Consider the following 11691-nt stretch of genomic DNA (forward strand, 5'->3'; position numbering starts at 1 on the left):
GGCGCTTGTGCCTGACCCTGATTCGATACACGGGCCAAGCCCGAAGGTTTCTTTTATGGATTTGCAGATCGCCCTGCTCTTGGGGCAGGACGGCATCGTCAACGGTGCCGTCTACGGTTTGATGGCGCTCGCACTGGTGCTGGTGTTTTCAGTCACGCGCGTCATCTTCATTCCCCAAGGTGAGTTCGTCGCCTTCGGGGCGCTCTCTATGGCGATGCTGCAGGCTGGCCGTGTGCCGGCCACGCTGTGGCTGCTGCTGGTGCTGGCAGTCGCGGTGCTGCTGGTGGAAATCTGGCGCTGGAAGCGCGGCGCAGTGGTCGACTGGGCCTCCGCGCTCGCATGGTGCGTGGTGTTGCCGGCGGCGGCCACCGCGCTGGTGCTGCTGCTCAAACCCACGTCGATGACGGGCCAGACGCTCACCACGCTGCTTCTCATCATGCCGCTCGGCCCCCTGCTCTACCGCCTGGCCTACCGGCCGCTGGCGGACGCCAACGTGCTGATGCTGCTGATCGTCTCGGTCGCGCTGCACGGCGTGCTGGTCGGGCTGGGCCTGCTGTTCTTCGGCGCCGAAGGCTCGCGCACCGCGGCGTTCTCCGAAGCGCGCCTCGACATCGGCGGCATTCCAGTCGGCGGACAGTCGCTGGTGGTGGTCGGCGTCACGCTGCTGCTGGTGATTGCCATGTTCCTGTTCTTCGGCCGCTCGATGGTCGGCAAGGCGCTGCGTGCCACCGCCATCAACCGGGTGGGCGCGCGGCTGTCGGGCATTCCGACCGAGCTCTCGGGCGACCTGAGCTTCGCGCTCGCAGCGCTCATCGGCGCCGTCTCGGGGCTGCTGATCGCACCGATCACCACGGTGTATTACGACACCGGCTTTCTCATCGGCCTGAAGGGCTTCGTCGCCGCCATCGTCGGCGGGCTCGCGAGCTATCCGCTGGCGCTGGCCGGCGCGCTGCTGGTGGGACAGCTCGAAGCATTCGCCTCGTTCTGGGCCAGCCCGTTCAAGGAGGTGCTGGTCTTCACGCTGATCATTCCAGTGCTGTGGTGGCGTTCGCTCCACAGCCGCCACGTGGAGGACGAAGAATGAGCGCGTCTTCGAATCCCGCGACACTGAACACCCCGCCCGAAGGCAAGCCGCTGGTCACGCCGCGCCAGCTCACGCTGGCGTGCGTGGTGCTGCTGGCGCTGGCCTGGGGCTTCCTGCCCGAATTCACGGTCTCGGTGCTCAGCAACATCGGCCTGTATGCGCTGGTCGCGGCCGGGCTGGTCATGCTCACCGGCGTGGGTGGCATGACCTCTTTCGGGCAGGCCGCGTTCGTCGGCATGGGCGCCTACGCCACCGCATGGATCTGCACGTCGCCCACTGCTGCCGCCTGGCTGGGTGGCGCGGTCGGCCCTGCGCTGCTGCCGTGGGCCGGCCTGCTGCTGGGCCTGGCGTTCACCTTCGCGCTGGCCTGGATGCTCGGCGCGGTCACGCTCAAGCTGTCGGGCCACTACCTGCCGCTGTGCACCATCGCCTGGGGCCTGAGCCTGTACTACCTGCTGGGCAACATGGACTTCCTCGGCGGGCAGACCGGCATCACGGGCGTGCCGCCGCTGGTGGTGGCGGGGCTATCGCTGGCCACGCCGCGCGCGCTCGGCGTCGTGATCTGGGCGGTGCTGCTGCTGGCGCTCTGGGCGCTGCACAACCTGCTCGATTCCCGCGAAGGCCGCGCCATCCGCGCACTCAAGGGCGGGCGGCTGATGGCCGAGTCGATGGGCGTCGACACGGCGCGCCACCGCATCAAGCTGTTCGTGCTGGCCGCGCTGCTCGCGGCGGTGTCGGGCTGGCTCTATGCGCACCTGCAGCGATTCGTGAACCCAACGCCCTTCAACCTGAACATCGGCATCGAGCTGCTGTTCATGGCGGTGGTCGGCGGCGCGGGCCACCTGTGGGGTGCGGTGCTGGGTGCGGCGCTGATCACGCTGCTGAAGGAAAAGCTGCAGGACGTGCTGCCCTCGCTGCTCGGCAGCAGCGGCAACTTCGAGGTGATCGTGTTCGGGCTGCTGATGCTCTTCGTGCTGCAGCGTTTTTCCGACGGCCTGTGGCCCACGCTGGCGCGCATCACGCGCCGCTGGGTGCGCAACGATGCGGCGCGCAAGGCGCCGGCTCTCGCATCGAAGGCGCCGACCGTGCAGCTCGCGCAGCGCACGCTGCCCGCGAGTGGCGAACTGCTGCTGCAAGCCAGCGACGTGAGCAAGCGATTCGGCGGGCTCGTGGCCAACAACGCGATTTCGATGACACTGAAGGCCGGCGAGATCCATGCGCTGATCGGCCCGAACGGCGCCGGCAAGAGCACCTTCTTCAACATGATCTCGGGCGTGGACGACCCGACCTCGGGCGAGGTGAAGCTCGCCGGCCAGCCGATGGCGGCCAAGCCTTCGCGCGCCTTCGCCGCGCTGGGCCTGGGCCGCACCTTCCAGCACGTGCGCCTGCTCGGACAGCGCAGCGTGGCTGAGAACGTCGCGCTCGGCGCGCACCTGCGTGCGAAGCGTGGCTGGCTCGCCGCGATGCTGCGGCTGGACCGTGCCGAAGAAGCCGCGCTGATGGCCGAGGCCCGCAGGCAGATCGAACGCTGCGGCCTCGGCGCGCATGCCAACACGCCCGCGGCATCGCTCTCGCTCGGCCAGCAGCGCGTGGTCGAAATCGCCCGCGCGCTCGCCGGCCAGCCCTCGGTGCTGCTGCTCGACGAACCGGCGGCCGGCCTGCGCCATCTTGAAAAGCGCGCGCTCTCGGTGCTGCTGAGCCAGTTGCGCGCCGAGGGCCTCGGCATCCTCGTGGTGGAGCACGACATGGAGTTCGTAATGAACCTCGCCGACCGCATCACGGTGCTCGAATTCGGCACCGTCATCGCCACCGGCACGCCGGCCGAAGTGCAGGCCAACCCGCGCGTGCTTGAAGCCTACCTCGGCGGCGCGGACGACGAACTGCTGGAAGACGCCCGATGAGCCATCCTTTGCTTCAACTCGACGGCTTCTGCGTCGCCTACCGCACCGTGGAAGCGGTGCACAGCGTGCGCCTGCAGGTGAACGAGGGCGAGATCGTCACCGTGATCGGCCCCAATGGCGCCGGCAAAACCACGCTGCTGTGCGCCGCCATGGGCCTGCTGCCTTCCACCGGCCAGCTGATGCTGGACGGCGGGCGCGTCGCGCGCCCCAGCGTCGAGACCATGGTGGCGCGCGGCGTCGCACTGGTGCCCGAGCGGCGCGAGCTGTTCGGCGAGATGTCGGTGGAAGACAACCTGCTGCTCGGCGGCTTCTACCAGTGGCGCAAAGGCAAGCGCGACCAGCGCGCGCGCATGGACGAGATCTTCGGGATCTTCCCGCGCCTGCGCGAGCGCCGCCCACAGCTGGCTTCCACGCTTTCGGGCGGCGAACGCCAGATGCTGGCCATTGGCCGCGCGCTGATGGCGCGGCCGCGTTTGCTGATGCTCGACGAACCCTCGCTGGGCCTCGCCCCGCTGGTGGTGCGCGAGGTGCTGCGCGTGGTGTCGCAGCTGCGCAGCCATGGCGTGTCGGTGCTGCTCGTGGAGCAGAACGCACGCGCCGCGCTGCAGGTGGCCGACCGCGCCTACGTGCTGGAGATGGGCGCCGTGGCGCTCGAAGGCAAGGCGCGCGACCTGCTGCACGACCAGCGGATCATCGACACGTACCTCGGTATAGGAAAGAAGGAATGACCGACGTGCCTCCCTTTCTTGCTCACTCCCCTTCSGGGGGWGGGTTGGGGTGGGGGCACGACGGCCTCGAACGAAGAGCAACGCTCGTTGGGCGCTGCCCCCATCCCAGCCTTCCCCCAAAGGGGGAAGGAGCCATACAAGGACACCCTTCATGACCACCACCCTCCAAAGCTACATCGCCGGCCGCTGGATCGGCCAGCAGGCCGCCCAGCAACTGCGCAGCGCCGTCAACGGCCAGCCCGTGGCAGCCACGCACGCCGAGGCCATCGACTTCGCCGAAGCGCTGCAATACGCGCGCCGCACCGGCATTCCCGCGCTGATGGCGCTCGACTTCCAGCAGCGCGCCGAGCGCCTGAAGGCGCTGGCCAAGTACATCGCCGCGAACAAGGAAACGCTCTACGCCATCTCGGCCCACACGGGCGCCACGCGCGCCGACAGCTGGATCGACATCGAAGGCGGCGCCGGCACGCTGAGCGCCTATGCCGGCATCGGCACCAACGAGCTGCCCTCCGGCAACCTCGTGCACGAGGGCCCGGCCTTCCCGCTCGGCAAGAAGGGCGGCTTCGCGGGCACGCACATCCTGGTGCCGCGCGGCGGCGTGGCGGTGCATATCGATGCGTTCAATTTCCCGGTGTGGGGCCTGCTCGAGAAGTTCGCGCCCAGCTTCCTCGCGGGCATGCCCTGCATCGGCAAGCCGGCCACGGCCACCAGCTACCTCACCGAGGCGCTGGTGCGGCTCATCGTGCAGTCGGGCATCCTGCCGGCGGGCGCGCTGCAGCTCGTCATCGGCGGCACGGGCGACCTGCTCGACCGGCTCGAAGGGCCCGACGTGGTCACCTTCACCGGTTCGGCCGACACCGCCGCCAAGCTGCGCGTGCACCCGAACATCGTGCGCCAGTCGATCCCGTTCAATGCCGAGGCCGACTCGCTCAACTGCGCGATCCTCGCGCCCGACGTGACGCCGGACGACGAGGAGTTCGATCTCTTCGTGAAGGAAGTGGCGCGCGAGATGACGACCAAGGCCGGCCAGAAGTGCACGGCCATCCGCCGCGCGATCGTGCCGCGCCGGCACCTCGATGCGGTGGCCGAGCGGCTGCGCGCGCGGCTCGCGAAGACGGTGGTCGGCGATCCGTCGCGCGAAGAGGTGCGCATGGGCGCGCTCGCCTCGCGCGACCAGCAGGCCGACGTGGCCGCGCGTGTCGCCACGCTGCTGCAAGGCGCCGAGCTGGTCTACGGCGAGCGCGACGGCTTCTCGCCGATTGGCGAGGGCGTGGCCGATGGCGCGTTTTTCGCGCCTACGCTGCTGCTGAGCCGCAAGCCGCTCGAGCACGACGCTGCACACGATGTGGAGGCCTTCGGCCCCGTCAGCACGCTGATGCCCTACGAGGGCATCGACGAAGCACTGGCGCTGGCTGCGCGCGGCCGCGGCAGCCTCGTCGGCACGCTGGTCACGCGCGACCCCGCCATCGCGGCCAAGGCCATTCCGGTGGCTGCCGCGTGGCATGGCCGCCTGCTCGTGCTCGACCGCGAGGCCGCCGCCGAATCGACCGGCCACGGCTCGCCGCTGCCACAGCTCAAGCACGGCGGCCCGGGCCGCGCGGGCGGCGGCGAAGAGCTCGGCGGCCTGCGCGCGGTGAAGCACTACCTGCAGCGCGCCGCGGTGCAAGGCTCGCCCACCATGCTCGCCGCCATCACCGGCGAACACGTGCGCGGCGCGGCCGTGCGCGAGAGCGAGGTGCACCCCTTCCGCCGCTACTTCGAGGACCTGCGCATCGGCGACTCGCTGCTCACCCACCGCCGCACCGTGGGCGAGGCCGACATCGTCGCCTTCGGCGGCATCTCGGGCGACTACTTCTACATGCACTTCGACGAGGTGGCGGCCAAGGAATCGCCCTTCGGCAAGCGCATCGCGCACGGCTACTTCGTGCTGTCGGCCGCGGCAGGCCTGTTCGTGTCGCCGTCGCCGGGCCCGGTGCTCGCCAACTACGGCCTGGACACGCTGCGCTTCACCAAGCCCGTGGGCATCGGCGACACCATCCAGGCGCGCCTGACCTGCAAGCGCAAGATCGACCGCAACAGGAAAGACGCGAGCGGCCAGGGCCAGGGCGTGGTCGCATGGGACGTGGAGGTGACGAACCAGGACGGCGAGCTGGTCGCCAGCTACGACATCCTGACGCTGGTTTCCAAGAAACCCGAAGCGGCGGCCTCCTGATTCACCGGAAAGCGCCCAAGGCCGTGTAAATTCGCCCGCCATGCTCTTCTGGCTCCAGCTCTTCCTTCTCGTCGCCGGCACCGCGGCGCTGCTGTACGTGTCGCGCGGCCCGCTGAGCCGGCCCGGCTCGCACGGCTTCTACCGCTTCTTCGCGTGGGAATGCATGCTGGTGCTGGTCGTGGTGAACCTGCCCGTGTGGCATGACGATCCGTTTTCGGCGAGGCAGATCGTCTCTTCGCTCTTCTTCGTGCTGTCGATCTGGTTGCCGATCCACGCGGTGCGGCTGCTGAAGGCGCAGGGCAAGCCGACCGAGGCGCGCAGCGACGACCCCGCGCTGTACGGTTTCGAAAAAACCTCGTCCATCGTCACCACCGGCGCCTTCCGGTACATACGACATCCGATGTACACGGCACTGATGCTGCTGGCCTGGGGCGCCTTCCTCAAGCAGTTCACCTGGCTCACGCTGGCACTGGTGCTCGCGGCCACGGTGCTGCTGTTCCTGACTGCCCTGCGCGACGAGAAGGAATGCATCGCGCATTTCGGCGACGCCTACCGCGCTTACATGCGCGGTACGCGGCGCTTCATTCCGTTCGTGCTCTAGGGTCCGTTCACACGCGCGTCATGCACTACCTTGCGGGATGCTGACCCGCGTGCTCAGGTTCCGTTCACAAGAGCGGCCTAGCATTCGCGCATGCTGTTCGCACGCATCCGCCGTTTCGCCGAAACGCACCACAGGGCGTGGTGCGTCGCAGGCGTTCTGCTGATCTTCCTGCAGCCCTTCATCGCGGTCCATTTCCGCTGCGACGGCCTGGAAGACGAGCCGATGCTGCGGGTGCGCAGCGCCAGCGACACCACCCAGTTCGAAGCCGACGACCGCGCGGACCATCCGTCCGACCGCGAGACCACCGTGTTCGCCCAGGCGCCGGCAAGCATCGACCACCCCGACGCCTTCGGCTCCGCGCTGGGCACGCTGATGGCGATGGTGCTGGCGCTGCTGCCGCTTGCCATTGCAGTCGCGCGGCTGGCAGTGCCCATCGTGCGCAAAGCGATCGAATACGTGCCGCCGCACGGCGGTGCGCCACCCTCCGCGCAACCCTGGCGGCGCCTGCCGCCCACTGCCGCACCGCCTACCGGAATCTGAGACACGACGCCTCGCGCGTCGGACCGTCCGCTGCGTCGCGCAGCGGGCTCTCTCGTCCCGTCGAAAGGTTTGACCATGTCCGGTTCTCGCTGTTGCGCACCCCCCATCGGCTGCTGCGGCACGCCCATTTTTTTCTCCCATCCATCGAAGGTGGCGCCATGAACGCGCTCAACCTCACGCTCTTCCAATGGCTCGCAGCCGGCAGCCAGCCGACGCCGTGGGTGCTGTCCGTGGCCTCGGCCCTCGCGCTCTGGGGCAGCTGGCTGAGTGCCGGTGTGGTCGCCGTGGCGCTGTGGCGGCATCGCGCCGAACGGGCCTACCTGTGCATCGTCGCGGCGCTCGCGGGCCTCGCCTCCATGGCCTCGCACGCGATCTCGCTGTCGCTCAACATGCCGCGTCCCTTCGTGCTGGGGGTGGCGCCGTCGTACATCGAGCATGCGAGCCGCGGGTCTCTGCCCAGCACGCACGCAACGGTGATGTTCCTGGTGGCGCTGGCCTTCCTGCTGCGTCCCAGCCTGCGCAGGCTTGGGGCACCGCTGCTGGCGCTGGCGGCCCTCACCGGGTGGGCGCGCGTGTACGTGGGCGTTCATTTCCCGCTCGACATCGCCGCAGGCCTGCTGCTCGCGTGCGCGATCGTGGGAGTGCTCGCCGCCGCGCAATGGTTCGTGCGCCATTTCCTCTCTTTTCAGGCGTCGCACGCCGGCCGCACGCGCGACGACAAGACGACGGCCGCTTCTTTCTGGAGGCATCCATGATCTCCTCGACCCACACCGCCAGGCATTCACGCGCACCGGCCGATCTCCCCCAGGCCGAGGCTCCCGCGCCGCACACGGCCACGCCGCTCGCAACAGAGGCCGGCGCGCGCAGCATTTCCTGCGTGATCCCGTGCTTCAACGAAGCGGCCAACCTGCGCCACCTGCTGCCGCTGCTCGAAGACATCCTCTGGGCCACGCACATGCGCTGGGAGATCATCGTGGTGGACGACGGCAGCACCGACGACACCGCCGCCGTGGCTGAAGCGTGGTGCGAGCTCTCCGGCTTTCGCTGCATCTCGCTGTCGCGCAATTTCGGCAAGGAGGCCGCGCTCACCGCAGGCCTCGCCACGGCCGCCGGCGACGCGGTGGTGCTGCTCGACGGCGACCTGCAGCACTCGCCCGAGCTCATCCACACGATGGTCGCGCAATGGGTGGCCGGCGCGGAAGTGGTGTACGCGGTGCGCGAGCAACGCAGCGACGAAAGCCGCTTCAAGCAGATCGGCAGCAAGCTCTTCTACAGCCTCGTCAATTCCTCGGACCGCTTCGACGTGCCCCGAGACGCGGGCGACTTCCGCCTGATGGACCGCAAGGTGGTCGACGCGCTCATGAACCTGCCGGAACGCAGCCGCTTCATGAAGGGCCTGTACGCCTGGGTGGGCTTTCGCGCCGTGGCGCTGCCCTACACGCCCGCGCCGCGCGCGGCGGGCAGCAGCTCCTTCAACGCCCGGCGGCTGGTACGCCTGGCCATCGACGGGCTGACGGCCTTCACCACCTGGCCGCTGCGCATCGTCAGCGTGGCGGGGCTGCTGCTGGCGCTGCCGGCCTTTGCCTATGGCACCTTCGTGGCGATCGATTACCTGATGTTCGGCAACGCGGTCTCGGGCTGGACCACCATCGTCGTGAGCCTGATGTTCTTCATCGGCATCCAGATGATTTCCACCGGCATCGTAGGCGAGTACATCGCGCGCATCTACGAGGAGGTCAAGGGCCGCCCGCTGTACGTGGTGCGCCGCGAGAGCGGCACGGGGCTCGAGGCCGAAAAACCATGAAGCGACCTGCCCCTGCATGGTGGACTGCGCCGCAGCCACTGTGGCTCATTGCCGCCCTCTTCGCATGGCTGCTGGCCACGGCCTGGTTGCGCCCGCTGATGGCGCCCGACGAGGGCCGCTACGGCGGCGTCGCGCTCGCGATGCTGCGCTCCGGCGACTGGCTGGTGCCGCGGCTCGACGGCCTGCCCTTCTTCCACAAGCCGCCGCTGTTCTACTGGATCGGCGCGGCCGCGATGGCGGTGACGGGGCCGGTGGAATGGGCGGCGCGGCTGCCCTCCGTGCTGGGCGCGGGCACCGCGGCGGCGGCGCTGTTCCTGTTCCTGCGCCGGTGGTCGACGGTGCGGCTGGCGCTGCTGTCGACCGTGGTGCTGGTGACCACGCCCTTCTTCTTCCTGGGCGCCCAGTTCGCGAACCTCGACATGCTGGTGGCCGGCTGCATCTCGGCCACGATCCTGCTGGCGGCCGGCGCCGCATTGGCGAAGGAGCGCGAGGAACCCTGGCGGGCGCTGCTCGCGGGCGCCTACCTGTTCGCGGCAGCCGGGCTGCTGGCCAAGGGGCTGATCGGCCTCGTGCTGCCCGTGGCGGTGATCGCGATCTGGTGCGCGGCGACGCGCAGGTTCGCGGCGCTGCGGCTCGCGCTGTGGCTGCCCGGCTGGGCGGTGCTGCTGGCCGTGGCCGGCCCGTGGTTCGTCGCAATGCAGCTGAAGTACCCGGAGTTCTTCGACTACTTCGTCGTCACGCAGCACTTCCGGCGCTTTGCGTCCTCGGGCTTCAACAACGAGCACGGCTTCTGGTTCTACCTGCCGGTACTGGCGGGGCTCACGCTGCCGTGGTTCGCATGGGTGTTCGTGCCGCGGGGCAAAGACGACGCCGCACGGCCCGGGCGCTCGGATGTCGACTGGCTGATGTGGATCTGGCTCGCGGTCATCGTGGTGTTCTTCTCGCTGCCGCGCTCCAAGCTCGTCGGCTACGTGCTGCCGGCGCTGCCGCCGCTGGCCTTCCTGATCGCGCAGCGCGTGCTCGCGGGCCGTGTGCCGGAAACGCTGCTGCCGAAGGTGCGCACGATGACGCTGGCCGCCGCCGCCGTGTGCATTGCCTGCGTGGGCGCCGTCACGGTCCTGGCGTCACCGCCGGGCGCGCGGCTGCGGCTGCCCGCCGGGCAGGCGGTGGCGCCCGGCGACCAGGTGCTGATGCTCGACAGCTACTACTACGAGATTCCCTTCTACTGGAACCTGCGCGAGCCCGTGCTGATTTCGGACGACTGGCAGGCCGCGGCCCGGGACACCCGCGACAACTGGCGCAAGGAGATCTCGGACGCCGGCCGCTTCGAGCCCGCGCGCGCCGCAGCCACGCTGCTCGACCGCACGCAGCTCGCGGCCACGCTGTGCGCGCCGCGCGTCACCTGGCTCGTCGGCTCGAACACGGCACAGCTCGCCAACCCGTGGCTCTTTCGCGCGCAGCTGGTGGCGGTGAACGAGAGCGCCGCAGCCTGGCGCTTCGCGGGCAGCGCCACGCGCGATCCGCACTGCCTGGACGTTGCGCCCGCCCCGGCTTCCGGAACGAACGGCGATGACTGAGGCGACGCGCCGCCTCTGCATCTGCGCCGACGATTTCGGCATGAGCGCGGGCATCAACTCCGCCGTGTTCGACCTGGCCGAACAGGGAAAGATCACCGCCACCAGCGGCATGGTGCATCGCGACGCCTGGGAGGAAGGCGCGAAGGTGCTGAAGCTCATCGACCCGGCACGGCTCGACGTCGGCCTGCACCTCGACCTCACGCGGCCCGCGCTCGCCGGCGGCCCCGAGCCCGGCCTGCTTGGGCTGCTCGCCCGGACGTACACACGCACGGTGTTCGCGCCGGGGCTGCAGGCCGACATCCGCGAACAGCTGACGCGCTTCGAGGACGCCATGGGCCGCGCGCCCGCCTTCGTCGACGGGCACCGGCACGTGCACCAGTTCCCGGTGGTGCGCGAACTGCTGGTGGAGGAGATCGCGCGGCGCTATGCGGCGTCGCCGCCCTGGATCCGCAACACGGCGCCGGGCGCGCAGCATGGCCCCGACCGGTTGAAGGCCCGGGTCATCCACGCACTGGGCGGCGCGCAGTTGGCCGCGCTGGCCGCGCAACGCGGCATTCCCATGAGCAGCCGCCTGCTCGGCGTCTACGATTTCTCGGGCGACATGCAGCGCCACGAACAGCGCCTGTCCGAATGGTTGGCGGCCTGCCGCACCGGCGACGTGCTCATGTGCCACCCGTCCGCCGGCATCCTGCCCGGCGACCCGCACGGCGGCGCCCGGTTGCGCGAGTACGCCGTGCTGCGCGGGCTGGTGCTTGCGGCGAGCGGCGGGATTGCACTCGCGCCGCTCTCGCGGTGCCTGCCCCGGCCATCCTGACGGCAACGTCGCGCGCGCCACCGTTGCTCCGCGCCCCTTCATACGTAGTTCCCCTCACGCACGCGTCAGATTCCGATCAGCCAGGCCCGAAGAGCATCGGGGGCGTCCGGAATCACATCCGGATGGAGACAGGCCCGGGCCGGTTCGAGCGGAGCCGGGCGCATTCAATCCCACTACATCGTGAGCGTATGAAAAATAGAAACCTTGTCAGGGGACTCTTCCTCATGGCAATCGCGCTGGCCTTCGGCCTGACCGCGCTTCGCTACCCCATCGGAGACTTAAGCCGCGCCGGGCCTGGCCTGTTCCCCGCCATGATCAGCGGCATGCTGCTGGTGATCGGCGTGGCGACCGTGGTCCGGTCGTTCCTCGTGGAGGGCGTGCCGCTGGAGTTCAACTTCAGGAACATCGGGCTGATCCTGGCCAGCCTCTG

The 11691-nt window shown here is 69.5% G+C and carries 10 protein-coding genes and 1 pseudogene; all 11 read left to right on the plus strand.

The genetic code is table 11. From position 1 onward, the window contains the following. The first annotated feature begins 55 nt into the window (after positions 1 to 55). Entirely contained in the window at positions 56 to 1084 is a 1029-nt protein-coding gene (locus AC1DFC_RS28520) for a branched-chain amino acid ABC transporter permease (RefSeq protein WP_007837440.1), read from the plus strand. Beyond that, positions 1081 to 2985: a branched-chain amino acid ABC transporter ATP-binding protein/permease gene (locus AC1DFC_RS28525; protein WP_413335160.1), complete on the plus strand. Its 1905-nt coding sequence runs from the start codon at positions 1081 to 1083 to the stop codon at positions 2983 to 2985. Before AC1DFC_RS28520 ends, AC1DFC_RS28525 begins: the two co-directional genes overlap by 4 nt. Next, complete coding sequence (locus AC1DFC_RS28530; RefSeq protein ID WP_413335159.1) at positions 2982 to 3713, plus strand: ABC transporter ATP-binding protein; 732 nt, start codon at positions 2982 to 2984, stop codon at positions 3711 to 3713. The genes AC1DFC_RS28525 and AC1DFC_RS28530 overlap by 4 nt, the downstream gene beginning before the upstream one ends. 151 nt (positions 3714 to 3864) lie before the next feature. Continuing rightward, complete coding sequence (gene paaZ / locus AC1DFC_RS28535) at positions 3865 to 5925, plus strand: phenylacetic acid degradation bifunctional protein PaaZ (protein ID WP_007837444.1); 2061 nt, start codon at positions 3865 to 3867, stop codon at positions 5923 to 5925. Positions 5926 to 5965: 40 nt separating this feature from the next. Continuing rightward, complete coding sequence (locus AC1DFC_RS28540) at positions 5966 to 6526, plus strand: methyltransferase family protein (RefSeq protein ID WP_007837446.1); 561 nt, start codon at positions 5966 to 5968, stop codon at positions 6524 to 6526. Between the two features lie 90 nt (positions 6527 to 6616). Next, positions 6617 to 7066 carry a hypothetical protein gene (locus tag AC1DFC_RS28545; protein WP_413336124.1) on the plus strand — a complete coding sequence of 150 codons (450 nt, stop codon included), beginning with the start codon at positions 6617 to 6619 and terminating at the stop codon, positions 7064 to 7066. Positions 7067 to 7224: 158 nt separating this feature from the next. After that, positions 7225 to 7821, plus strand: coding sequence for a phosphatase PAP2 family protein (locus tag AC1DFC_RS28550; protein WP_413336125.1), 597 nt, complete (start codon positions 7225 to 7227; stop codon positions 7819 to 7821). Continuing rightward, positions 7818 to 8870, plus strand: a complete 1053-nt coding sequence (locus tag AC1DFC_RS28555; RefSeq protein ID WP_413336127.1) for a glycosyltransferase family 2 protein — start codon at positions 7818 to 7820, stop codon at positions 8868 to 8870. Before AC1DFC_RS28550 ends, AC1DFC_RS28555 begins: the two co-directional genes overlap by 4 nt. Further along, a complete protein-coding gene (locus AC1DFC_RS28560; RefSeq protein WP_413336129.1) occupies positions 8867 to 10447 on the plus strand; it encodes an ArnT family glycosyltransferase in 1581 nt (526 codons plus the stop codon). Before AC1DFC_RS28555 ends, AC1DFC_RS28560 begins: the two co-directional genes overlap by 4 nt. Continuing rightward, complete coding sequence (locus AC1DFC_RS28565) at positions 10440 to 11261, plus strand: ChbG/HpnK family deacetylase (RefSeq protein WP_007837455.1); 822 nt, start codon at positions 10440 to 10442, stop codon at positions 11259 to 11261. Before AC1DFC_RS28560 ends, AC1DFC_RS28565 begins: the two co-directional genes overlap by 8 nt. 224 nt (positions 11262 to 11485) lie before the next feature. Beyond that, positions 11486 to 11691: pseudogene (locus AC1DFC_RS28570) on the plus strand (tripartite tricarboxylate transporter TctB family protein); the annotation flags it as partial.

It is taken from the genome of Variovorax sp. 10L421, from assembly GCF_056395365.1.